This is a genomic window from Enterococcus sp. DIV1375a (genome assembly GCF_051712205.1).
In the GTDB taxonomy this organism is placed as follows: Bacteria; Bacillota; Bacilli; order Lactobacillales; family Enterococcaceae; genus Enterococcus; species Enterococcus faecalis.
This window is the reverse complement of the sequence record NZ_JBIOOM010000001.1, coordinates 512,763-536,531: the sequence shown is the minus strand read 5'-3', so window position 1 is coordinate 536,531 and position 23,769 is coordinate 512,763. Positions and strand designations below refer to the sequence as shown.

19 protein-coding genes, 1 riboswitch and 1 other annotated feature are annotated in these 23,769 nt (G+C 37.8%); of the genes, 8 read left to right on the top strand and 11 right to left on the bottom strand.

All coding sequences use genetic code 11. The annotated features are described in order from the left end of the window. The first annotated feature begins 166 nt into the window (after window positions 1-166). Window positions 167-610 (top strand): hypothetical protein, encoded by a 444-nt coding sequence (locus IGJ63_RS02635; RefSeq protein ID WP_002355676.1) that lies wholly within the window; start codon window positions 167-169, stop codon window positions 608-610. Between the two features lie 96 nt (window positions 611-706). Beyond that, window positions 707-931: a DUF3955 domain-containing protein gene (locus tag IGJ63_RS02630; protein WP_002383054.1), complete on the top strand. Its 225-nt coding sequence runs from the start codon at window positions 707-709 to the stop codon at window positions 929-931. 54 nt (window positions 932-985) lie between these two features. Here the strand turns inward: IGJ63_RS02630 and leuS are convergent, their stop codons facing one another. Together leuS and IGJ63_RS02620 are read right to left on the bottom strand one after the other, a co-directional pair. Continuing rightward, the gene (gene leuS / locus IGJ63_RS02625; RefSeq protein ID WP_010710149.1) at window positions 986-3,400 is read right to left on the bottom strand and encodes a leucine--tRNA ligase; all 2,415 of its coding nucleotides are present in this window, start codon (window positions 3,398-3,400) and stop codon (window positions 986-988) included. Between the two features lie 120 nt (window positions 3,401-3,520). Further along, window positions 3,521-3,753, bottom strand: a binding site (T-box leader). A gap of 50 nt (window positions 3,754-3,803) precedes the next feature. Beyond that, window positions 3,804-6,017, bottom strand: coding sequence for an autolysin (locus IGJ63_RS02620; protein WP_023894729.1), 2,214 nt, complete (start codon window positions 6,015-6,017; stop codon window positions 3,804-3,806). Window positions 6,018-6,332: 315 nt separating this feature from the next. Here IGJ63_RS02620 and IGJ63_RS02615 point away from each other — a divergent pair, with 315 nt between their 5' ends. From IGJ63_RS02615 to IGJ63_RS02595, 5 genes are all read left to right on the top strand, one after another. Next, window positions 6,333-6,992, top strand: coding sequence for a DUF1700 domain-containing protein (locus tag IGJ63_RS02615; RefSeq protein WP_002381265.1), 660 nt, complete (start codon window positions 6,333-6,335; stop codon window positions 6,990-6,992). Then, window positions 6,992-8,017 (top strand): DUF4097 family beta strand repeat-containing protein, encoded by a 1,026-nt coding sequence (locus tag IGJ63_RS02610; protein ID WP_101732282.1) that lies wholly within the window; start codon window positions 6,992-6,994, stop codon window positions 8,015-8,017. Before IGJ63_RS02615 ends, IGJ63_RS02610 begins: the two co-directional genes overlap by 1 nt. A gap of 168 nt (window positions 8,018-8,185) precedes the next feature. Beyond that, window positions 8,186-8,836 (top strand): phosphatase PAP2 family protein, encoded by a 651-nt coding sequence (locus tag IGJ63_RS02605; protein ID WP_002355669.1) that lies wholly within the window; start codon window positions 8,186-8,188, stop codon window positions 8,834-8,836. A 15-nt stretch (window positions 8,837-8,851) separates the two neighbouring features. Continuing rightward, window positions 8,852-9,820, top strand: coding sequence for a TIGR01212 family radical SAM protein (locus IGJ63_RS02600; RefSeq protein ID WP_002379138.1), 969 nt, complete (start codon window positions 8,852-8,854; stop codon window positions 9,818-9,820). Further along, the gene (locus tag IGJ63_RS02595; RefSeq protein ID WP_002379137.1) at window positions 9,820-10,383 is read left to right on the top strand and encodes a class I SAM-dependent methyltransferase; all 564 of its coding nucleotides are present in this window, start codon (window positions 9,820-9,822) and stop codon (window positions 10,381-10,383) included. Before IGJ63_RS02600 ends, IGJ63_RS02595 begins: the two co-directional genes overlap by 1 nt. 57 nt (window positions 10,384-10,440) lie before the next feature. Here IGJ63_RS02595 and IGJ63_RS02590 read toward each other — a convergent pair whose 3' ends face one another. From IGJ63_RS02590 to erfC, 5 genes are all read right to left on the bottom strand, one after another. Beyond that, a complete protein-coding gene (locus IGJ63_RS02590; protein ID WP_002363221.1) occupies window positions 10,441-11,109 on the bottom strand; it encodes an ABC transporter ATP-binding protein in 669 nt (222 codons plus the stop codon). A gap of 4 nt (window positions 11,110-11,113) precedes the next feature. Then, window positions 11,114-12,193 (bottom strand): ABC transporter permease, encoded by a 1,080-nt coding sequence (locus tag IGJ63_RS02585; protein ID WP_002355665.1) that lies wholly within the window; start codon window positions 12,191-12,193, stop codon window positions 11,114-11,116. A gap of 138 nt (window positions 12,194-12,331) precedes the next feature. After that, a complete protein-coding gene (locus IGJ63_RS02580) occupies window positions 12,332-12,937 on the bottom strand; it encodes a TetR/AcrR family transcriptional regulator (protein ID WP_002355664.1) in 606 nt (201 codons plus the stop codon). A gap of 409 nt (window positions 12,938-13,346) precedes the next feature. After that, entirely contained in the window at window positions 13,347-15,116 is a 1,770-nt protein-coding gene (erfD, locus tag IGJ63_RS02575; RefSeq protein ID WP_002355663.1) for a multidrug ABC transporter ATP-binding protein/permease ErfD, read from the bottom strand. After that, window positions 15,116-16,831, bottom strand: coding sequence for a multidrug ABC transporter ATP-binding protein/permease ErfC (erfC, locus tag IGJ63_RS02570; protein ID WP_002355662.1), 1,716 nt, complete (start codon window positions 16,829-16,831; stop codon window positions 15,116-15,118). Before erfC ends, erfD begins: the two co-directional genes overlap by 1 nt. Before the next feature lie 253 nt (window positions 16,832-17,084). Between erfC and IGJ63_RS02565 the strand changes: the two genes are divergently transcribed. After that, window positions 17,085-17,747 (top strand): TetR/AcrR family transcriptional regulator, encoded by a 663-nt coding sequence (locus tag IGJ63_RS02565; protein WP_002358755.1) that lies wholly within the window; start codon window positions 17,085-17,087, stop codon window positions 17,745-17,747. Window positions 17,748-17,827: 80 nt separating this feature from the next. On the opposite strand, the gene IGJ63_RS02560 is transcribed toward IGJ63_RS02565, so the two are convergent. The 4 genes from IGJ63_RS02560 to IGJ63_RS02545 all read right to left on the bottom strand — a co-directional run bounded on the left by IGJ63_RS02560 (window position 17,828) and on the right by IGJ63_RS02545 (window position 23,572). Continuing rightward, entirely contained in the window at window positions 17,828-18,619 is a 792-nt protein-coding gene (locus IGJ63_RS02560) for an alpha/beta hydrolase (protein WP_127341835.1), read from the bottom strand. Window positions 18,620-18,669: 50 nt separating this feature from the next. Beyond that, window positions 18,670-20,124: an MDR family MFS transporter gene (locus tag IGJ63_RS02555; RefSeq protein WP_101732284.1), complete on the bottom strand. Its 1,455-nt coding sequence runs from the start codon at window positions 20,122-20,124 to the stop codon at window positions 18,670-18,672. Between the two features lie 170 nt (window positions 20,125-20,294). Then, on the bottom strand, window positions 20,295-21,479 hold the full coding sequence (metK, locus tag IGJ63_RS02550; protein WP_002355656.1) for a methionine adenosyltransferase: 1,185 nt from the start codon (window positions 21,477-21,479) through the stop codon (window positions 20,295-20,297). Further along, window positions 21,477-21,572: riboswitch (SMK box riboswitch) on the bottom strand. Its footprint overlaps the gene before it by 3 nt. 122 nt (window positions 21,573-21,694) lie before the next feature. Next, complete coding sequence (locus IGJ63_RS02545; protein WP_002378047.1) at window positions 21,695-23,572, bottom strand: acyltransferase family protein; 1,878 nt, start codon at window positions 23,570-23,572, stop codon at window positions 21,695-21,697. Window positions 23,573-23,769: the final 197 nt, after the last annotated feature.

Genomic DNA, 23,769 nt, shown 5'->3' with positions numbered 1-23,769 from the left:
AAAAAGGTGTACTGCTGACTTAGTACACCTTTTTATTTGAATCAAATTCTTAGCAAATTCTAACTTATGAAGAACTTTTATTTTTGCTACACTAGTAAAAGTCGAGAGAATTTGTCCTTTTCTGCCTAGAACAATCATTACTCTCAATAAATGAAAGGAGAAAAAAATGCCTACTAATAAAAAAGAAGGAATGCTTTTTACTACGTTAATGTGCTTTCTGATGGTTTTCGGAATGAGCACCTATAATTTATTATTGCATGGAGAATTTTCATTGTACGCCTTATCAAAAGGTTTGCTTCCTGGATTTATCGTTGCTTTTATTTTAGACGTTTTCATCGTTGGTGTCTTAGCTAAGAAAATCGCTTTTTCTTTACCCTTTAATAAAGAAAAACGGCTATTACTTATTCTGACCATTTCGAGTCTCATGATTATCGGCATGGTGACTTGTATGTCTTTATTTGGCTTATTAATGGAAGGCCAGACGTTGTCACTAAGTGCGTATTTCCAAGCTTGGGGCCTGAACTTTATTGTTGCCCTTCCTTATCAATTGCTGATTGTCGGTCCCTTTTCACGTATGATCTTAACCAATTACCAACAACGACAAACTTAGAAAATAGATTTCTTATCTAAGTTTTAACAGTTGCCTAAAAAAAAGTTAACCTTTTTGATTTATCTTAGTGATAGTTCATTAAAGGAGGAACTGAAGTTGAAAAAATATCGTATTAGCTTATTTCTTGGCTTGATTAGTCTTTTATTATTTATGATCTCTATTTTAGTTGGATCAACATTATCTAGCGATGGACTTTTAAAAGAACCCGCCTTTTTCTGTACGCCGCTCGGTTACTTTTTTCTCTTCATCGCCTTGCTTTCGGTTATAACAATCACATGTAAAGAACATATGAATCAAAAAGGTAAAACAAAACAACCTTAAAAAGAGCCTGACGTTTTGATACGTCCGGCTCTTTTTTTAATAAAAACATATAACTTAACTTGCAACAATATTTACTAATTTATCTGGAACAGCAATCACTTTGCGCACTGTTTTTCCTTCAATAAATTCTTTAACAGCTTCATGGTTCATTGCAATTTGTTCTAATTCTTCTTTGCTTAACCCACGAGCGACATTTTGTTTGCCACGTAATTTTCCGTTCACTTGGAAAACTACTTCCACTTCATCTTCTACTAAGGCTGCTTCATCATAGGTTGGCCAAGGGACATAAGTTAAACTTTCCTCGTTACCTAAAATTTGCCATAGTTCTTCACCAATATGTGGCGCGATTGGCGCAAGTAATTGGACAAATCCTTCCACATATTCATAAGGTAAGGCATCCACTTTATTGGCTTCATTCACAAAAACCATTAATTGAGAAATCGCTGTATTAAAGTGCAAGTTTGCCATATCTTCTGTCACTTTTTTAACCGTTTGGTGATAAACTTTCGTTAAACGGCCATCATTAATTGTGGTAATTCGGTCACGCATTTTGCCTTCTTCATCAACAATCAGACGCCAAACGCGATCTAAGAATTTACGACTTCCTTCTAAGCCATTTTCATTCCAAGCAATGGAAGCATCTAATGGGCCCATGAACATTTCATAAAGACGTAATGTATCCGCACCATATTTAGCCACCACATCATCGGGATTTACAACATTGCCACGTGATTTAGACATTTTTTCATTGTTTTCTCCTAAAATCATACCTTGGTTGTATAATTTTTGGAAAGGTTCTTTGGTAGGAACCACGCCAATATCATATAAGAATTTATGCCAAAAACGAGCATAAAGTAAATGCAGCACCGCATGTTCGGCACCACCAATATAGATATCAACTGGTAACCAACGTTTTAATTTTTCAAAATCAGCAATTTCATTTTTATTATGAGGATCAATGAATCGTAAGTAATACCAAGAGCTTCCAGCCCATTGTGGCATAGTATTCGTTTCACGTTTTCCCTTCATGCCAGTTTCAGGGTCGACGACATTGACCCATTCATCAATGTTTGCTAATGGCGATTCCCCAGTTCCACTTGGGCGAATATCCGATGTTACTGGTAAACGTAGAGGTAACTCAGATTCAGGAACCGTTGTGGTTGTTCCATCTTCCCAATGGATCACAGGAATTGGTTCACCCCAGTAGCGTTGACGAGAGAATAACCAGTCACGTAAACGATAAGATACTTCTTTTTTCCCTACGTGATTTTCTTCTAGCCACTCATTCATTTTAGCGATGGCTTCTGCTTTGTTTAATCCATTTAAGAAATCAGAATTGATATGCGGTCCATCCCCTGTATAGGCTTCTGTTGTAATGTCGCCACCTGCGATTACTGGTAGGATATCAATGCCAAATGTTTTCGCAAATTCGTAATCCCGTTCATCATGCGCTGGGACCGCCATGATTGCGCCTGTGCCATAGCTTGCTAAAACATAATCGCCAATCCAAATTGGAATTTCTTGGCCATTGACTGGATTTATAGCATACGCACCTGTGAAAACACCTGTTTTTTCTTTTGCTAAATCCGTTCTATTTAAATCAGATTTTTTTGAGGTTTCTTCAATATATGCTTCTACAGCTGCTGTTTGTTCAGGTGTCGTAATTTTTTTCACTAGTTCTAGTTCAGGAGCTAGAACAGTATAGGTTGCACCAAACAAGGTATCAGGACGGGTTGTAAACACCGTGAAACTTTCTTCTGTGCCAGCGACTTTAAAGGTCACATTGGCTCCTTCAGAACGTCCAATCCAATTTCGTTGCATATCTTTAATACTTTCTGGCCAATCAACAAGCTCTAAATCTTCTAATAAGCGATCTGCATAAGCAGTAATTTTCAGCATCCATTGACGCATTGGTCGGCGAACCACATCATAACCGCCACGTTCACTTTTTCCATCAATGACTTCTTCATTTGAAATAACAGTTCCTAGTTCAGGTACCCAGTTAACCGCAACTTCTGCTTCATAAGCTAACCCTTTTTCATATAATTTTGTAAATATCCATTGTGTCCATTTATAATATTCGGGATCAGTGGTATTAATTTCGCGATTCCAATCATAGCTGAATCCTAATGAATTAATTTGGCGACGGAATGTTTCGATATTTTTCTTAGTAAATTCAGCTGGGTCATTTCCTGTATCTAACGCATATTGCTCTGCTGGCAAACCAAACGCATCCCAGCCCATTGGATGCAACACATTATAGCCTTGCGCACGTTTCATACGTGAAAGAATATCGGTTGCTGTATAGCCTTCCGGGTGACCTACGTGTAAGCCTTGTCCAGATGGATAGGGAAACATATCTAGTGCATAAAATTTTTCTTTATTTGGATCGTCCAATGTATTGAAACAATTGTTCTTAGCCCAATATTTTTGCCATTTTTTCTCAATCTCTTTGTGATTGTAGCTCATGTTATTCCTCCTAGTAATATAAAATTTTTCATTCTTAAAATTTGCCACCTGCAGCCATTGTCACTATTCTGACTTAAACTAGCCACTTAGTGATAAAAAAAAGTCCTATAGGAAAAATTCCTATAGGACGTGAACATACAAATGCAACGTGGTACCACCTAAATTCGTCAAAGAAACGGTCAGTCACCGTCACCTTAACCTCAAACGTCTTAACGATCGTCACCGACTTTTCCTACTTGGTTTGTTCAAAAAAGTAACTTAAAGGCGAGTTCAAAAGCTTCTGTACGTATTTCCACCAGCCATACGCTCTCTATCACATGGTTCTTTCTACTATTCCTTCTCATTGTTTTTTTCTATTATAAGACTCATGTTACCAAAGATAGCTATTTTTTTCAATCTTAAATTAACCAACTTTTAAAGTTTGACCAATATAAATTGTATCCCCGCTTAAGCCATTTAATTGTTTGATTTTTTGGATGCTGATTCCGTATTGCATTGATAAGCCCCAAAGTGAATCACCGCTTTTAACTGTATGGCGTTTGCCTGATGCACTATTTGTTGAAGAAGCATTGCCACCTGCAGAAGCGCCTTTTTTCACGATGATTGTTTGACCAGCAAAAATTAAATCGCCTTTGATCCCGTTCCATGAACGTAGATTAGCAACACTCACGCCAAACTGTGCAGAAATTTTATTCAACGTGTCGCCTGATTTAATCGTGTAAGATGTTGTCGCACCGCCACCATTATTCGTAGGCTTGTTCGTATTCGTTGAACCTGAGTTGGCGCCTTTTTTCACGATAATCTTTTGACCAGCAAAAATCAAACTACCGCTGATGTTATTCCAGGCTTGTAAGTTAGCCACACTAACACCGAATTGTGCAGAAATTTTGTTCAAGGTATCGCCTGATTTAATCGTGTAGTACGTATTCGTTCCTGATTGATTATTGTTAGAACCACCATTGCTTGAGCCACCGGTGTTACCTGAAGTACCTTTTTTCACAATAATTTTTTGACCAGCGAAGATTAAATCGCCAGAGATGCCGTTCCATGAGCGTAAATTAGCAACGCTCACACCATATTGGGCGGCAATTTTGTTCAAGGTATCGCCTGATTTAATTGTGTAGTACGTATTCGTTCCTGATTGATTATTGTTAGAGCCACCGTTGTTTGAGCCACCAGTGTTACCTGAAGCACCTTTTTTCACGATGAGTTTTTGACCAACGAAAATTAAATCGCCAGAGATGCCATTCCATGAGCGTAAATTAGCAACGCTCACGCCATATTGCGCGGCAATTTTATTCAAGGTATCCCCTGATTTTACAGTATAGTACGTGTTCGTTCCTGATTGATTATTGTTAGAACCACCGCTGCCTGAGCCACCAGTATTACCTGAAGCTCCTTTTTTCACGATAAGTTTTTGACCAACGAAAATTAAATCACCCGAGATGCCGTTCCATGAGCGTAAATTAGCAACGCTCACACCATATTGCGCGGCAATTTTATTCAAGGTATCCCCTGATTTTACAGTATAATAGGTGTTCGTTCCTGATTGATTGTTCGAGCCGCCTGTTCCTGGATTAACTATTCCGCCCCCAGTATTTCCACCAGAAGATGGTGTATCATATTGAGTTAAGTTATATGCGGTAATGACATTATTTAATTTAGCATTGTAGCTAGGATCTGTCGCATAACGACCTGTTAACCAAGCAGTTGCATCGCGGTACGAGCTTGTATTGCTTTTCCAAGCCCCAGCATAATAGTAAACGCCCGCTTGGAAAGAAGTTGTTTTTAGCACGTGCGCATTATCTTGGAATGATTCCATGTAAGAAGGATATTTACGGAAAGGTTCTTTTTTCACTAACCATTTGCCGTTTAAATATTCCCATGTATCCATATAGACAGATTGTCCATTGTAGCTGCCTTTAATCCCAAATAAGTTATAGTTTGGTGCCTTAGATAGCGTACTTGCTCCCCAACCACTTTCAACGATTGCTTGAGCCATCATCACTGATGCATATAAATCATTGGCTTGCGCAATAGGTTGTGCACAACGAGCTAACTCGGCAATAAATTCTGAAGGACTTTGCGTCGGTGATAACGCTGAAAAAGTTTGCGCAGAAGCTACTCTAGCTTCGGGTACTTTTACTTCATCATCTGGTGTAACCGCAGGCGCTGCTTCGGACTCGGTTGTTGAAGGAGCTACTGGCGCGATTTCTGCTACTGAAGAATCAGTCGTTCCTGATTCCACAGGTGTAGTTGAATCAACTGTTGGTTGCTCGGTACTTGGTGTTGTTGGTGTTTCTTTTGATGATTCAGTTGTCGATTCAGTCGTTGTTGACGAATCCGTTGTCGGTTGTTCCGTAGTTCCTGGCGTAGTTTCTGTTGTTGGTGTCTCTACTAAGCCAGTTTCCGTAGTAGGTGCTTGGGCAACTTCCGCATTTGTTGGCTGCTCTTCTGTTGCCTCAGCAGTCACTGGTAGTAACGCAACGGGTGTTCCTACAGATGAAACAATTAACGCCGAGCTGAATAAAGTAGTGCTCTTCTTCCATTGTACTGGCGTTTTCTTTCTTTGTTGTGCTTTCCTTCTTTCGATACGTGACATTGATTCTTTCTTCATTGATACGTCCCCAACTTTCCTTTTTTAACTTATATGTAAATGTAATTTTTTAGTTTTGTTATTATAACAAGTATACCTTTTTTTCTGGCGAATTAAAAACACTTCAACAAAATTTCATATTACTGTAACTAGATTGTAAAGAAGTAATGTTTTTTAACACGGATATACTCTCTTGTTACTACTCGGAAAAAACTGCGACTTTAGTTGTAGATGCTTCTTTACCTTAGTCTGATTTTTTTAATTTCTCTTGTTATTCGCCCAAAAAGAAATTATAGTTTAAGATGAGAAATGAATCGTGTAGAAAGAGGGAGCGGAATGAATAAAGAACATTTTATTATTGAGCTGAAAATTTATTTAAAAGCATTAAATCCAAAAGATCAAGCTATTATTCTTGCGAAATACAAGGCGTTATTTGATGCTCGTGTTGCGGAAGGCGAAACAGAAGAACAAGTGGCAAAATCATTGGGGAAACCACGGGTTATCGCAGAAGAAATTTTAAAAGAACAAGGCATTGAATTGACGGAACGAAAAATTGAAAATAATGGCTGGCAAGAAATTCCAGCGGCTACACCTGCTTATGATCATCCCTATGAAGAAGAATCTGAATTTTACTATGATAATGATTCTCCATACTATCAACGACCACAGCATCGGCCACTAACCCGATTTTTCCAAGTGCTTGGTATTTTCTGTTTAAATTTTTTCTTCATGTTTTGGGTTATTTTAGGGATTGCCTTAATGTACGTCGGTTGTGGCATTGCCGGAGCTGCAACTTTATTTTCACCAATTTATGGTATTTATAGTGTTATTACCCAAGCAAATGCCGCTTCCTTTTTCCAATTATCTATGAGTCTCTTTTTATTTGGTGCATCAATCATTGGTTGGTTACTGTTTCTACCAATTTTAAAATTTTCAGCACATGTCTTTAAGCGTTATTTCCAATGGAACATTGCTGTTTTACGAGGTGATATCTAATGAAAAAAACAACAGGGATTCTCTTATCCATTGCTGTCTTAGCGATGCTAATTGGTGGATCTGGCGCCGTCTATTATTACAAGCAAGCGGAAAAATCAGTCACACCGCTAAAAGAAAGTTATACACTAAAAAATAAACAAGCAGGCGAAGAACTTCACTTATCCTTAAAAGGCAAAGGCCCTTATACCATTTATAAAACTGATAGTAACAAAATGGGGTTACGATCACCGAATAATGCCTTTTATTCAAAAGCTGAAGGCACCTTAAATGTCAAAGAAGAAAAAAATAAAATAACAGCAACCATCAATACCACTCGCACACAAAACCAACCCGAATTGTCATTCTTTAATATTGGTATTTTTAGTGACTTCACACCGAACGTGAGTGTCCAGATTCCTAATAATGTGAAAAAGTTAGTAATTGATGGCTCAACCAATTCACAAGTTTCATTGAATGCTTTTAACGTAGACGAATTAACAACTAATCTACCAAATTCTTATGTTAGTCTATCGGGTGTTAAAGCAAAAAAAATGACGCTTAACTCTTCAGATGGTATCTACCTTTCAGCGGATACTTCCGCTAAAAAAGCAACAGTTGAAACCACTGACGGCGATATAACGTTGGATTCAGCCTATTTCGATGAAATCAAAAATACTACTATTTCTGGTGATATTCGAGTGCAAAATGCTCGCGGAAACATCCAAGCAACAACGACAGATGGCGATATTAGCGTCTATGATTTCAAAGGAGAAGCTAACTTTTCAAGTGAAAATGGTGATTTTTCTTTAGACATGCCTGCTGTGCCTAAAAAATTAACTGTTGCTCTTGTCCATGGAGATATTTATGTAAATTCTGGAGAAATTTTGCGTAACATTTCAATCAAAGGTGAATCAAAATTAGGCGATGTTCAACTTTTAAACAAAGAGCGAACATCTTATAAGAATGGTCGTGCGGATACAGAGTTTAACCTTTCTAGCGAATTCGGCGATATTACCGTTGATACTCCTGATGATGATAATCAATAACCATGCACCATTTAAAAAAGTTCTGGCACCACAATGAGAGATTGTGGTGCCAGAACTTTCTTAATATCTGTATCCCCTCCAAATCAGGCAATGAAATTATCTTTTAATTTTTTACTCTTTTGATGGTATAATACGGATTGTTGCGATTAAATTTTGAAAGGATTTTTTATGAAAAACAAACTTTATTATCAATTTGCAGGTAGTTGTTTTCTTTTAGTATTTATGTTTTTAGGCTATGTTGTTCGTTTTTATCCAACCTGGCTCAAAGGCTTTGATCAAACGATTACTTCTTTTGTTCGTCGTCCTTTTCCACAGCTAAATAACTTTTTTATTTGGTACACCAAATTTGCCAATTCATTGACGATTATCATCTTAGCAATCGTTGTCATTGCTCTGTTTATTGTTTGGAAATATTATGCTGAAGCATTATGGCTCTTTATTAATACTGCCTTAATTGCTGGCGTAGGTAATTCTTTATTAAAATTATTCTTTATGCGCCAACGTCCTACTTTGGAGCATTTAGTAACTGAACATACGTATAGTTTTCCTAGCGGACATGCTGTAGGAAGCACCTTGTTCTACGGCACTATTTTATTGATTCTGCCAATTTTCATTAAAAATAAAACGGTCCGCCTTTGTGTGCAAATTTTACTAGGTATTGGGATTTTCATGATTGGGGTTAGTCGAATCTATTTAGGTGTCCATTTCCCTAGCGATATCTTAGGTGGTTTTTGTCTTGGTTTAGCTTGGTTGTTATTAAGTTACCCTATTTATTTAGAAAAACGCTTTGTTTGGCGATTTCAAAGCAAACAACGCTAGAAAGAAGTCTTGATTATGCAAATTTTTCCTTATTCAGATGATCCAAATAAACGCTATCACACTTGGAACTATGCACTTCGTCAACAGTTTGGTGAAAAGATTTTTAAAGTGCCAATTGATGGTGGCTTTGATTGCCCCAATCGTGATGGGACGGTTGCCAAAGGTGGTTGTACGTTCTGTAGTGTTTCTGGCTCAGGCGACGTGATTGTTGCACCTAGCGATCCCCTGCCGCTTCAATTTCAAAAAGAAATCCAATTGATGCATCAAAAATGGCCAACTGTCGATCAATACATTGTTTACTTCCAAAATTTCACCAATACACATGCGCCCGTTGACGTTATTCGTCATCGGTTTGAACAAGTAGTCAATGAAAAAGGCGTCGTTGGTTTATCCATTGGTACCCGTCCTGATTGTTTGCCTGATGAGGTAGTGAACTATTTAGCTGAATTAAATGAACGCTTTTATTTATGGGTAGAGTTGGGTTTGCAAACCACGTTTGAGGAAACTAGCGCTGCCATTAATCGCGCCCATGATTATCAAACATATCTAGATGGTGTGGCTAAATTACGGAAACACGGGATTCGGGTCTGTACACATTTAATTAACGGGCTACCTGGTGAAACCCCCGCTATGATGCGCGAAAATGTGCGGCGAACTATTCAGGATTCAGATATCCAAGGGATTAAACTGCACTTACTTCATTTAATGACAAATACCAAAATGATGCGGGATTATAATGAAGGACGCTTACAATTGATGAGCAAAGAAGCCTATGTTTCAGTGATTTGTGATCAGTTAGAAATGATTCCACCCGAAATTATTATTCATCGCTTGACAGGCGATGCTCCCTTTGAAACAATTATCGGACCGATGTGGAGCTTGAAAAAATGGGAAGTTCTCAATGCGATTGATACGGAAATGAAACGCCGCAACAGTTATCAAGGAAAATATACTGTCATTTCAGGAAAGGAAGTTTTCAATTAATGCTACAAACAGCCCTACATTTTAGTCACCAACTTTTAAAAGAAGTGGTGGAACCTGGCGACTTCGTCATTGATGCAACAATGGGAAATGGTCATGATACAGCATTCTTAGCAGAGCTGGTTGGCCCTTCTGGTGAAGTTTTCGCCTTTGATATCCAAAAAGAAGCGTTGATCAATACAGAACAAAAGTTAACAGAACTTAATTTACTCTCACAAACTACGTTATTTCCATTAGGACATGAACATCTTCATGCTGTCCTAGATGAAGAAACAGAAATCACTGCCGCTATTTTTAACTTAGGCTATTTACCTAAAAGTAATAAGGAAATTATTACAAAACCCGCTACGACTAAACAGGCGTTAGATGGGTTACTGCCTCATTTGGTAAAAGGAAGTCGCATTATTTTAGTCGTTTATTATGGCCACGAAGGTGGTTCAGAGGAACTTGATTTGGTCACGAATTACACGCAAGCCTTACCACAAGATGTTTACAGTGTCTTACGTTATGAGTTTATCAATCAAAAAAATCAGCCACCTGTTCTTTTCTGTATTGAAAAGAAATAAGAGAACATGGTCGGATTGTCTCCAGCAATCCGATCATGTTCTCTTTTATTTGTTTTGTTACTCTGTCAATTCACCATCACGAATACGAACCACTCGATCACAGTATTTCAACAAACGCTCATCATGTGTCACCATGATAATCCCTTTATCTTTCTCTTTGGCCTCTTTCGCTAGTAATTGGACAACATCAAATGCCTTTTCTGTATCTAAACTAGCCGTTGGTTCATCTGCCAAAATTACGTCTGGCTCATGATACAATGCACACGCAATGGCTACCCGTTGTCTTTCCCCACCAGAGAGATCACGAGGATAACTATTTCGTAATTCTTTTAAACCCAACGTCTCTAACAATTGCTCTTTTAATTCACTATTTTTACGTGACTTATCAACTTTTTCAATTAAGTGAAATTGATCTTCCACTGTTAAAAATGGCACCAAATTAGAGCTTTGTAAAATAAAGCCGATTTTTTGAAAACGTTGCGCCAAACGTTGCTTTTTCGTTAACTTATTTAGTGATTGCCCGCCAACAATGACTTCACCACTTGTCGGTGCCTGTAAACCAGCTGCAATCGTTAAAAAGGTACTTTTACCAGAACCAGAAGGACCAATTACTGCGACAAATTCACCTGGCTGAACCGCAAAAGATAATTCTTTTAACGCGATCACTTCTGTATGTTTTTCACCATATTTTTTATAAATATTTTTCATTTCTAAAACATTTGCCATGTCTCTAACCTCCAATCGCGATTAACGGATCAATTTTAGCAATCGTTCGAATTGAAAATGCCCCGCCAATTAATGCAGATAAAATCAATAGTACACTAAACAAAATCATGCGTGGTCCATTAGTTGCATAAGGCATCGCTTCTGGTAAAAAGAGCACGGTAATTCCCGTTAAAGCAAGACCAATCGCCACTCCTAGAACAGCCAATAAAGCGGTTTGTAGCATGACTGCCTTTGCTAAGAAACTAGTCGGCACCCCTTGAACTTTTAAGACACCGAACATTGCTGTTTTCTGTAAAGTCATCACAAAGATAAAAATACCGATAATGAACGCTGCAATCACAATTAAGAAATAAATCATGCCATCCAAGGTCAAGTTTTGAGCGCTGTATCCCGGCAGTTTTTCAATAAAATCTGAAATTGAAAGAACTTGGCTGTCTTTATTAGTCGTTTTAACTTCCGCGTTGTCCTTGCTGCGAACAATGAAACCATTAACCATTTTGGCCATTGCTGGATTGTCACCATATTTAATTGACCGCCAAGTATCCAGAGAAGTGTAAATAACTGGCACAATGTTATAGCTACTTTTAGAAATAAAGCCGACAATTTCTAATTGCTCATCATATTTCCCTGCAGTTAATTTGTCGCCAATTTTAAATCCTTGATTTTTCAATGTTTCTGAAGCAATCACTTGATTTTTATCAGTAAATGCGTTTCCTTCAATCACTTTTGGCATTAAAAAACTTTCTTTTTCAATCCCAAATAAGCTAACATTCGTTAATTCAGCCTTTTTGTCATCTGCTGGGCGGATGGCTAAAGATTGTTGACCAATCGGTGCAATTTTGCCTCCTGAAATCGTTTCTTTCACGTTTTCATCTAACACTGATACATTTAAATTACTATTGGCCTCTTTTGATAAAACCACTTGATTCGCTTGCCATTGATCTACGGCTAAACGATTTCCTTGAGCTAAACCGTTCGCTAAACCTGACAAAATAAAAATTAACCAAGCAATCAAGACCATTACTAAAACTACAAGGACGTACCGTCCTTTTGAATACTTCATTTCATTAAATCCTAAAAACATGAATGGTTCACCTCTTTCTTCTTTTCGAAATAAACTATATCACTTATCAATCGATAAATCAATAATTATTTATCGATTGATAAGTGAATTTTACAAAAAAATAGAGAAGTCTGTTTTTCAACAGGGCTTCTCTATTTTTTATTTGTGACTTTTCAGAACGCCATGTAGCATAAATTGAATGAATTTTTTGACATCGTCATCCACTGTTTTTCGCTGGTACGTTTTTTCAATACTTAATAATGCACTAACGTTATATAAAATAAACCGAGTTGCATCATCTACACTGATGCCCTCTTGTAAGCAATTGGTTTCAGGTTCACTTTCAAAAATAGCCGCAATATTATTGATATAGGTTTTTTTGAAAATTTGATACAGCGTACGATTGTAATCAGGGCCCATTTCTTGAAACATATCGTTCAACATTAAGAAAAGATTGGTCGGATGTTCATCTAACAAAACTTTGATTAATTGATAAAGTTTTTCTTCTACTGATGCATTTCCAGAAACAATTGGGACTAATTCTTCCTGAACACGGGACGTTAATTCTTCAATCACAGCTAAATACAGTTCTTTTTTATTTTTAAAATGGTGATAGAGATTCGGTTGGGTAATGTTCGCTTTTAAAGCAATTTCACGAGTGGAGGTATTTTTGAACCCCTTTGTCATGAATAATTCAGAAGCGACAGACAAAATAATTTGCCGTGTACGTTCTAAATCAGCTTTGCGTTTATTTGGCTTTTCCATGGTTTTCTCGCCCCCTGCTGCTTTTTATTTTAGCATATTCTCCGGCAAGAAACGAGAGACCTTTATACAAAAAACGAAAAATATACAATTAATGTGCCTGCTATTTGGAGAAGAATCGCGCAATAATACCACCGCTGCAAATGTATCAGCCAGCCTTTTTCGCCCCCAAGATAAATCAACCACTGCAGTCCAGATAAAAAACTATTAGCCAACAACCAAAAAAGCAGTGCCGATTTTGTCCATCGATTCTCTCTGAATACACTCAGTACAAATAAAGTATTTAGCACCAAAAACGTGCGCCGTAATTGCCGTACATTCCTCATTTTTTCCATTGACATTTCTCCTTTTTCTATTTAGCATAGCAAAAAAAGAAGCAAATGAGAATGACTCATTTTGCTTCTTTTTCAACTTATTCAAAAACAAATTGATTTTTATAAAGTTCCGCATAGAATCCATCTTGTTCAACTAGTTCATGGTGGTTGCCTTCTTCAATGACTTCACCGTCTCGTAAAACAATAATCCGATCCGCATTTAGAATCGTTTTCAAACGATGGGCAATCACAAAACTGGTGCGCCCTTTAATTGCTTCGTCCATCGCTTTTTGGATTTTAGCTTCTGTTACTGTATCAACATTACTTGTTGCTTCATCCAAAATTAATAATTCTGGATTGGTAATAATCGTTCGTGCAATACTTACTAATTGCTTTTGCCCCGTACTGAAAAGGTTATTCTCTTCCGTAATCTCAGTATCGTAGCCTTGCTCAAGATTTACAATAAATTCATGGATATTCGCTTGTTTCGCTGCTTGAACAATTTCTTCATCCGTGGCCTCTGGCTTACCAAAAGCAATATTCTCACGAATTGTTCCTGAAAATAGAACGGACTCTTGCAAAACAATGCCTACATGTGAACGCAAGCTATCTAAATCCATTTCACGAATGTCCACACCATCAAACGTCACGGCGCCTTCATTCACATCATAAAAGCGATTCATTAAATTCATAATCGTTGTTTTTCCTGAGCCTGTCGGTCCGACTAAAGCGACCATTTCACCTTTATCCACATGAATAGAAACATCTTTCAACACAGGCGTTTCTGGATTATAGCCAAAAACAACATGATTTAAAGCCACAGCTTTGTTAATCTCTTCTAATTTTCCGCCATTTTCGGGACGAATTTCATCTGGTTCATCAAACATCTCATTTAAACGACGAGCGCCTGTAACAGCTAATTGAATCATGCTATAACCTGAAGAAATTTGCATTAATGGTTGATAATATTGTTGGGAATATTGGACAAACATAACGACTAAACCTAGCGCAGCGGCACGATCAACAGAGCCATTGATTGCTAACCAACCACCAAAGAAAATAACAATCGCCGTATTGACTAATGACATTCCTTGCATCATTGGGAAAAGTAATCCTGAATACACTTGACCTTTATACGTAGCTGCACGAACTTTTTCATTTTGCTCTAAAAAGCCGTCAATGGTTTCTTCTTGTAAGCCATTAGTGATAATCACACGTTGCCCACTAATTTTTTCATCCATATAGCCATTTAATTTACCCACTTCATCTTGCTGTAAATCGACATATTTGCGCGCCTTGCTAATCACAAAGACCGCAATTAAAATCGCAATCGGCGTAGAAGCAATTGTGGCCCATGCTAGTTCCACATTTTGACGGAACATCATGATTAAGACACCAACCAATAAGGCAATATTGGTTAATACTTGTAGCAACGCTTGGTTTAAACTGTTTTGGATGTTGTCTAAATCACTAGTAAAACGACTTAAAATTTCACCATCTTGATGAGAATCAAAGAAACGAATCGTCAATTTTTCTAATTTATTAAACAAACCAATCCGCATGCGGTTTGTCGATTTCCCCACGACTTGTGTAAAGAGAATACTATAAATGAAACTAGCGGCACTAGTTAAGACATAAAAAATGAGTAGTTTCCAAATGACAGAAACGAACGCACTTTTATCGTCTTTTCCTTGCATCACATTAACCGCATATTTCGCTAATTCCTGAATAGCTTCCCCAACGAATTGCGGCGCTTTGACTTGTAAATAAGTCGCTGCGAAAATTGCTAAGAAAATAAAGAGGAAAGAAACTTTGTAACGTTTTAAATAATGATAGAAAAATTTACTAGCTTTTATTAAATCAGTCATTAAGCTTCCTCCTTTCCTTTTTGAGTTTCGTAAATTTCTTGATACACGGGGTTCGTAGCTGCTAATTCTTCATGCGTGCCTTCCCCGACTAAACGTCCATTATCCAATACTAAAATACGATCTGCATGGACAACAGAAGAAATTTTTTGGGCAATAACGATCGTGGTAGTCTCTTTTAACTCTTTATCCAACGCTTCTCGGACTAACCGCTCCGAACGAGCATCCAACGCGCTGGTGCTATCATCTAAAATCAAAATTTTAGGTTCACCAATCACACCTCTTGTAATTGATAACCGTTGTTTTTGTCCACCAGAAAAGTTATTACTCCGTTCTTCGACGGGTGCATCATAACCTTCTGCTAATTTTTCAATAAATTCCTTGGCTTGGGCGATGCCTGAAGCCCGTTCCATGTCCGCTTCAGAAGCGTCACGTTTACCATGGCGTAGATTTTGCGCAATCGTTCCAGAGAACAGGATTGCTTTTTGCAACACAAAGGAAACTGTTTTTCGTAAACTGTGTTCGTTCACTTCTCGTAAATCGACACCACCAACTTCAATCTTTCCTTCTGTCGGATCAAACAAACGTGGAATTAATTGTGCCAATGTAGATTTACCAGCGCCAGTTGCGCCCACAATCCCAATCATTTCACCTGGCTGAATAGAGAAAGAGATGTCTTTCAAGGTATCTTCTTCATCCCCAGGATAACGGAAAGATACGTGGTCAAACTCAACACTACCAATTAACTCTTGTTCTGGGACTTTTTTGTAGGTAACATCTGGTTCTGTTTCCATCACTTCTTTAATCCGCTTAATGGAAACAGCGGCACGAGAAGTCATCATCATCATCATTCCGCCGATAATAATCGCCATCATGATTTGCATTAAATAGTTCATAAAGGAAGCGACACCACCGATTAAAGTTGGATCGTCCTTGACTAAGTTACTCACAAAGAAAATTGAGCCTACAACAGCTAAGTTCGCCACCAACATAAACGCTGGAATCATCACAGCAAATAAGCTACCTACGATTAAGTTATGGGTGGTTAATTCTTCACTCACTTTTGTAAAACGTGACAATTGATTTTTTTCTTGAACAAATGATTTGACGACACGAATGCCTAACAAATTTTCTTTTGCAATACCATTAATCTTATCAATCAAGTTTTGAATAATCATGAAATGCTTGCCCATTTGCGAAAAGGACAGCATAGAAATCAAAATAACTGCGATGACAAGTGCAACAATCACCCACCATAGTTGTGGCAAGGTTAGCATCGCTAAAATAAAACTCCCGATAAATAAAAAAGGAATTCTAAAAAGTGTCTGCAACGCAATCATAATGACATTTTGAATTTGAGTAACGTCATTTGTTAAACGAACAACTAAGTTACCTGCTGAAAATTTTTCGATATTGCCAAATGAAAAGGTTTGGATTTTGCGGAAAGTTGCTTCACGAATGTCAGCACTGACACCTTGGGCAACTTTGGCAGAAAAAATTGTATTAATAACCCCTGCAACGAGTCCTAATCCTGCAATGGCAATTAATTGAATCCCTAAGTTTTTCATTTTGTCGCTATCGTCATTCATAATTGCTTCCAACACTTGTTGTAACAATTTTGGTTGCCAAAGTGCTGAGACAACCATTACGATCACCGCCAACAAGGCAATAACTACCGAGCCTTTGTATTTTTTGGCGTGTTGAATAATAAGGTCCATCTTATCCCTACTTTCTTAAAATAGTTCCCTGCTTCTTCAGTGTTGGTCTGCGAATTCTTCCCCATTACAAAAAAATCAATTTGCTCATTGACTTCACCAATTTAACACTGTAAAATAAGGCCGATTCATAATTTACCATTTTTAGTGGTAAAATACAAGCGAACAAGTTAATTTTTCACAAGTTTTTCCTATCATAAAGTGTACCTTCTTTTTGATAAACTTACGAAGATAACGTTTAATAGGAGCTAAAATCATGGAACCGAAATTATCAAAAGACACGATTATTGCAGCCGCATTTTCTTTGTTAGAAAAAAGTCCCACTTTAGAACAACTTTCTATGCGTAAAGTCGCCAAACAGCTTGGTGTACAGGCGCCCGCAATTTATTGGTATTTTAAAAATAAGCAAGCCTTACTTCAAAGTATGGCTGAAGCGATTGAAGAGCACTTTCAAGAACCTGCATTATGTGGTGAATGGTATTCTGACTTACTAGCCTTCATGGAAAACTATTATGATCTCTATCAACAATTTCCCTGTGCCGTAGCTATCGAAATCCAAACCGTCCCTGCCTATCCCCAACGATTACGCCATTTGAATCAAATGATGGGCATTTTAAGAGAAGCAGGTTTTTCACCAGAAATGACTCATTTAGCAGTAACGTCTTTACAACATCTTTTATTTGGGATGATTATGGACGCAACGGAGGAAAAACAGCTCGTTTCGCAAGTGTTGAACGGAGATGACTATTTAAAAGAACAAGTGTTGCACATGAAACAATATGTATCCGACAATGAGTTAACGTACATGGAGGAAAGCATTCAATTTCGACACTCCATCCACCAAAAATCCGCCTTTATTCAAGCCGTTAAAACCTACTTAGATGGGTTGCAAGCAGACAACACATCTTCATCTAAATAAAAAAAGCCCTTGGTCCGTCAGTCATTTCGACTGACGGACCAAGGGTTAACTTTTAAAATAAATATTGAAAACTACTTTCTCTATTTTGGTATTGGTAGCCAAGCCAAGGCTTTTTGAATCCATTCATCCCAGAACACCCAGTCATGTTCTCCTGGTCCAGTTTCAAAAGTGTAACTTGCCTGTGCCTGTTCCAACGCTTGAGCCATCTGTTGATTAGCAGAAAGTAACATATCTTGCTCCCCACAACAAAGGTAAAATTGGGGCATTTCTGTTTGGCTTTCTACTAATTGTTGTAATAAATACAGCGGATCGTGAATGGAACCTTCAATTTGATCTAACGGGCCAAAAATACCTTCCCAATAGCTTCGCTTACGGACTTTTAATAATTCCCCAAAACTAGTGGATGATAAACTGACTGCCCCAGACAAAGAAGCAACGGCTGCAAAAGATTCTGGTTTCGCTAATCCTAATTTCAAGGCGCCATAACCACCCATTGACAAACCAGCGGCAAAGTTTTTTTCTCGTTTTGTACTTAACTGTGGAAAGAGTTGATGACAAATTTTCGGTAATTCTTCTGAGATAAACGTCCAATAGTTCATATCGTATTGTGTGTCCGTATACCAAGCTAAATCCGTGGACGGCATAATGACAGCAATCCCCAAATCAGCGACATACCGCTCAATAGAGGTTCTGCGAGCCCAGACACTGTGATTCCCTCCCATCCCATGTAATAAATACAACACGGGAATATCTGTTAATGCTGCTTGGGTACTTGTGCCCACTTTTTTTACCGTTTCTTGTGGTAAAATTACGTTCACATTCACTTCCATTTCCAATACATTTGAATAAATATTTGCTTGTAAAAAGGCCATCTACTTTTCCCTCCAATACTCTTTCTATTAGTGTACCACTAAACCTTCGCTCATTGCGCTTTTGCGAAAATATTTAACAAAAGAGCGACAACAACTAAGCCCGCACCGACTAAGTAAACATTATGCAGACCTGCATAGAGGATACCGCGTAATGGTTTTAACAACGCAGCTGGAATTAAATTTGCAGTATGTGGATTCACTAATTGATTCATGACATCTGCATCGACGTTTAACGCGCTCGCTTCCAATTTCGCAAACATTCCTGCATTTAAAATCACACCAAAAATTGACACCATCACAGTCTGCCCAATTGTACGCACCAACGTATTAAACGATGTTGCAACCCCCATTTTTTCAGGCTCCACTGTACTTTGTGCTGTCACCGTAGTCGTTGTGATAGTAATCCCAAAACCAACTCCTAAGACAGAAGACACTACAAAGAAAAGCCAAAACGGAACGGCCATTGGCATTACCACTAAAAAGATGGCCCCGACTAATAGAATCGATAACCCAATCGTTAAGACTTTTTTCATAGCATATTTTTCCATAAAACTACTTGCTATAAATGATCCAGCCATCCAAAGTAACGACATAGGCGCTAAAACTAAGCCACCAATTCCTGCACTTTTTCCTAAGACACCTTGCATCCACATCGGAATGTAGACATCAATCCCCATTAAGAAACCGCTAATAAGCGCTGCAATAAGATTTACTAAAACAAACGTTGGTTGATTAAATAAATGCAAATCAATCACTGGGTCTTGCGCGCGTTTTTCTATCATCACAAATGCTACAAAAAAGAGCACACTCAAACTTAAACAACCAAATGTTACTAATGTAAAACCATTATCGCTAATCATTTGAAAACCTAGCAATAACGTTAGCAGCACTACCATCAAAGTAACGCTGCCCAAAATATCCATTGGCATCTTGGTCCGTTCCCGCTTTGGTTCAACTAAGAAAATACTAATCAAGCCCAATAAAACAAGTCCAATAGGAACATTAATGAAGAAAATCCAATGCCAACCGACTGTATCTACAATAAAACCACCTGCTAACGGACCAAAAATACTAGCAATTCCCCAGGCGGCACTGTTTAAACCTAAAATTTTCGCTCGCTTGTCCAATGTATACATATCGGCAATAATCGTTAACGCAACTGGTAAAATTGCGCCTGCCCCCACACCTTGAATTGCGCGGGCAATAATTAAAGTCAACATATCTTGAGCAAAGCCACACAACGAGGAGCCCAAAATAAAAATGATAATGCCAATCATGAAGACAGGTTTACGACCAATTTTATCCGCAAGTTTCCCATAAATCGGTGTTAACATCGCATTCGTTAATAAATAAATTGAAAATACCCAGTTCATAATTTCCATGCCATGTAACGAGCCGACAATCGTTGGCATCGCAGTAGACACAATGGTCCCTTCAATGGCTGTCATAAATGTTGCCACAAAAACACTCACCGTGACTAACTTAACATTTGTTTCTTTTGCCATTTGTTCACATCCTTTTCTATTCAATTGTCAATTTTCTAAATTGCTCCATAGCTATTCTATACAAAAAAGAACAAAATGTCTTAAAAAAATGCTTTTTCATAAAAAATTATTACAAAAAAAAAACAAGAAGTCAGCCAAGTATTGGCTGACTTCTTGTTTTTTTTATTTAATTATTCAGCTAAACTAGCTTTTAACGCTTCAACTTTATCTGTTTGTTCCCAAGGTAAATCAATATCTGTTCGACCAAAATGACCATAAGCCGCAGTTTGTTTATAAATTGGGCGACGTAAATCTAGCATTTCAATAATGCCTGCTGGACGTAAATCAAAGTTTTTACGAACTGCTTCGATTAATTTACTTTCTGGAAGATCACTCGTACCAAACGTATTAATAGAAATAGACACTGGTTGCGCCACACCAATTGCATAAGCTAATTGGACTTCTACTTTTTTCGCCAAACCAGCAGCAACAATGTTTTTCGCGATATAACGCGCAGCATAACTAGCAGAGCGGTCAACTTTGGTTGCATCTTTTCCAGAAAAAGCACCGCCGCCATGACGAGCATAACCGCCATAAGTATCAACGATAATTTTACGACCAGTTAAGCCGGCATCTCCTTGAGGGCCACCGATTACAAAGCGACCAGTTGGGTTGATAAAGTATTTTGTTTCATCATCTAAAAGTTCATGAGGAATCACCTCATTGATTACTTGTTCTTTAATATCTTTTTCGATTTGTTCTAAGGTTGTTTCATCATCATGTTGTGTACTGATGACGATCGTATCCACACGTTGTGGTTGACCTTGATCATCATATTCCACTGTTACTTGAGATTTTGCATCAGGACGTAAGTAAGGTAAGACTTTTTCCTTCCGCAATTCTGCTAAACGGCGAACCAAACGATGACTTAACGCGATCGGTAATGGCATTAATTCCGGTGTTTCGTCAACAGCAAAACCAAACATTAAGCCTTGGTCACCAGCGCCAATATCGTCTTTTTCATCTTGATCACGCACTTCTAAGGCTGCGTCAACCCCTTGAGCGATATCAGGTGATTGCTCATCGATTGCTACAAGAACTGCGACAGTCTCTCCATCAAATCCATATTTTGCTCGTGTATAACCAATATCTTTCACAGTTTGACGAACAATTTTTTGGATATCTACATAAGCTGTTGTAGAAATTTCTCCAAATACTAGGACTAAACCAGTTGTTACGGATGTTTCACATGCCACGCGGGCCATCGGATCTTTCTCCAAAATCGCATCTAAAATTGCATCACTGACTTGGTCAGCTACCTTATCTGGATGTCCTTCTGAAACGGATTCTGATGTAAATAAATGTCTTTCTGTCATAATGTTATTCCCCCTAAATAGTTTCGGTTACAAGGCATCTTTAGTAAGTAACGACAATTACTTGCTAAATCCTTTCGGGAACTTGTAACAAAAACAGTATACCAGATATCTAAAAAAAAAGCTTAGGTTTTCAAGAAAATCATTAAATTACCTATATTTGCTTTTCCTATAACAAAAAACTTCCAGCCCCTTTCATCTGAGCTGGAAGTTTCTTGCTACTGTAAAATTTTCTCCGCGATAAAGTGTGTGTATTGCTCGCCACCTGCCACATTTGGATGAACTCGGTCATCATAAAACCAATCATCATGGGCGTTACTATAATTAAACCAGTCAATGACCGTTAAGTTATCGTATTTTTTGTCCATTTGACTAAGTAAACTATTCACTTGATTTTGCCATCTTCTAGTTGGGACGCGAACATTAATCCAATAAACTTTTCGATTACCTAACGCTTTCATAAATTCATCAAATTGTGCCTCTGTAAAAGGACCATTCGTACCTAAACTCACTAAAACAGTATTTTTAAGCATTTTCTTTTTGTCTAGTTCACCAATTAGTGAAATGCTACTATACAATTGACGGCCCACTTCCCCATCGATAATCATTTTAGGGAAAATATCTTGTAACCCGCTAGCACCATCTAGAATAACAGAATCACCAATAGTTGTGATTTCTAAATTCTGCGCTTTTTTTACTTGCTCTGGTGTGAGTTGTGTGGGTAGAACGTCTTGGCTTTCACTCGGTTTTGTACTACTTTCTGTGGACGTGCTACTATTTTTCGTGCCACTTTCTTGGACTTCTTTTTTACGTTCTTCAATTTTTTGCTGATTTTTCGCAATATTTTTTTCTAGTTGCTCTTGTTGCGCACTTTTAGCGTTTGCTGGAGCCACAATTAAACCGAATACTGCAATCACGCTAATCACTGTCATAAAGGCCATTGTCCCTTTTTCACGAAGGTCCCACGGTTTCCGTAAGAACTCAGTGAATTGAGTCCAGACATCCTTATAAGACAATCGTGTCAGTGGATGTTCGATAAAACGATAAGACAATTCGCTCACGACTAAAATTAATGCTATTTCAACCAATGAATGTAGAAAAACATGGTCCGATAAGGTCTTAATTTTGGCCTCATAAAAAATCATGATTGGGAATTGATACAAGTAAATGCCATAACTCCGTTTACCTATCCACGTAAAGACCGGATTCGTTAACCAACGATTCATATCTGCCCCTGGATGTGCAGTGACGGCCACTAAGACAGTGGCTGCCAAACTAATTAAAAACATGCCGCCGTAATAAACAAAATTTGTATGATCTGATAATGTTAAAAAGGCTAACACTAAAAGAACTAAGGCACTTAAACCAGCGCCATTTAAGATTTTTTTAGAGGCTTCTGGAATTTCTTCTTTCAAACGTGTGCTTGGCCAAACATACGCCAATGCACTACCTAGTAAAATAGAAAAAACACGTGTGTCTGTTCCATAATAGACACGTGTAGGATCTGCGCCAGGAACATATAAAACGGCCATCAGCGTCACCGAAATTAAAGCGCCGATTAAAACCAAGCTGAAAATTCGACCGCGCTTACGAACAAAGCGTTCCAGAAGAATAAAAAGTAATGGCCAAATTAAATAATTTTGCGCTTCAACTGCCAATGACCAAATATGTACAAATGGCGATTGTGTCGCAAATCCATCAAAATAAGAAAACCCTTTAAAAATTTGCCACCAGTTGTTGTAATAAAAAATACTACTAGCGACAACGCTGCGAATATTGTTTAATAAATCCTGCTGAAAGAGTGTAATATAACTAACTGCACTTAAAAGCATCACAATTAATGCTGGATACAGCCGTTTCATCCTTCGCACATAAAATCCTTTTAAATCAATGGTCTGATTTTCTGCCCATTCTTGCCGCAACAAGTCGTTAATAAGATAACCTGAAACAACAAAGAAAATCGGAACACCTAAGTAGCCACCTCGCATGACTTGGGGAAAAAGGTGATACAAAATCACGCCAATTACAGCGATCGTCCGAATGCCATCAAAACCTGTAATATAGCGTTTTTTCTTGCTATTTGCTGTCTGATTCATTTGTGCTTTCCAACTTTTCTATAAAATTATTCTTTTCCTTTATTTAAAGAAGCAAGTAACTTTAATATACGTTTTTTCCTAGGAAATGGCAAGCAAACTTTGCCTCCTTTAGGCTTTTTTTACAATTCAAAAAACCAGCATTTTTTAAATCACAAAAAAACAACCAAAGCTTATGAAAATCACTCATAAGCTTTGGT

What these genes read in the sequence shown, in the direction of transcription:
- IGJ63_RS02590 (WP_002363221.1), bottom strand. Translation starts at nt 11,109, where the DNA reads ATGGCAAATGTTTTAGAAATGAAAAATATTTATAAAAAATATGGTGAA.
- IGJ63_RS02580 (WP_002355664.1), bottom strand. Translation starts at nt 12,937, where the DNA reads ATGGAAAAGCCAAATAAACGCAAAGCTGATTTAGAACGTACACGGCAA.
- leuS (WP_010710149.1), bottom strand. Translation starts at nt 3,400, where the DNA reads ATGAGCTACAATCACAAAGAGATTGAGAAAAAATGGCAAAAATATTGG.
- IGJ63_RS02600 (WP_002379138.1), top strand. Translation starts at nt 8,852, where the DNA reads ATGCAAATTTTTCCTTATTCAGATGATCCAAATAAACGCTATCACACT.
- IGJ63_RS02605 (WP_002355669.1), top strand. Translation starts at nt 8,186, where the DNA reads ATGAAAAACAAACTTTATTATCAATTTGCAGGTAGTTGTTTTCTTTTA.
- IGJ63_RS02555 (WP_101732284.1), bottom strand. Translation starts at nt 20,124, where the DNA reads ATGGCAAAAGAAACAAATGTTAAGTTAGTCACGGTGAGTGTTTTTGTG.
- IGJ63_RS02615 (WP_002381265.1), top strand. Translation starts at nt 6,333, where the DNA reads ATGAATAAAGAACATTTTATTATTGAGCTGAAAATTTATTTAAAAGCA.
- IGJ63_RS02610 (WP_101732282.1), top strand. Translation starts at nt 6,992, where the DNA reads ATGAAAAAAACAACAGGGATTCTCTTATCCATTGCTGTCTTAGCGATG.
- IGJ63_RS02585 (WP_002355665.1), bottom strand. Translation starts at nt 12,193, where the DNA reads ATGTTTTTAGGATTTAATGAAATGAAGTATTCAAAAGGACGGTACGTC.
- metK (WP_002355656.1), bottom strand. Translation starts at nt 21,479, where the DNA reads ATGACAGAAAGACATTTATTTACATCAGAATCCGTTTCAGAAGGACAT.
- IGJ63_RS02560 (WP_127341835.1), bottom strand. Translation starts at nt 18,619, where the DNA reads ATGGCCTTTTTACAAGCAAATATTTATTCAAATGTATTGGAAATGGAA.
- erfC (WP_002355662.1), bottom strand. Translation starts at nt 16,831, where the DNA reads ATGGACCTTATTATTCAACACGCCAAAAAATACAAAGGCTCGGTAGTT.
- erfD (WP_002355663.1), bottom strand. Translation starts at nt 15,116, where the DNA reads ATGACTGATTTAATAAAAGCTAGTAAATTTTTCTATCATTATTTAAAA.
- IGJ63_RS02545 (WP_002378047.1), bottom strand. Translation starts at nt 23,572, where the DNA reads ATGAATCAGACAGCAAATAGCAAGAAAAAACGCTATATTACAGGTTTT.
- IGJ63_RS02595 (WP_002379137.1), top strand. Translation starts at nt 9,820, where the DNA reads ATGCTACAAACAGCCCTACATTTTAGTCACCAACTTTTAAAAGAAGTG.
- IGJ63_RS02620 (WP_023894729.1), bottom strand. Translation starts at nt 6,017, where the DNA reads ATGAAGAAAGAATCAATGTCACGTATCGAAAGAAGGAAAGCACAACAA.
- IGJ63_RS02635 (WP_002355676.1), top strand. Translation starts at nt 167, where the DNA reads ATGCCTACTAATAAAAAAGAAGGAATGCTTTTTACTACGTTAATGTGC.
- IGJ63_RS02565 (WP_002358755.1), top strand. Translation starts at nt 17,085, where the DNA reads ATGGAACCGAAATTATCAAAAGACACGATTATTGCAGCCGCATTTTCT.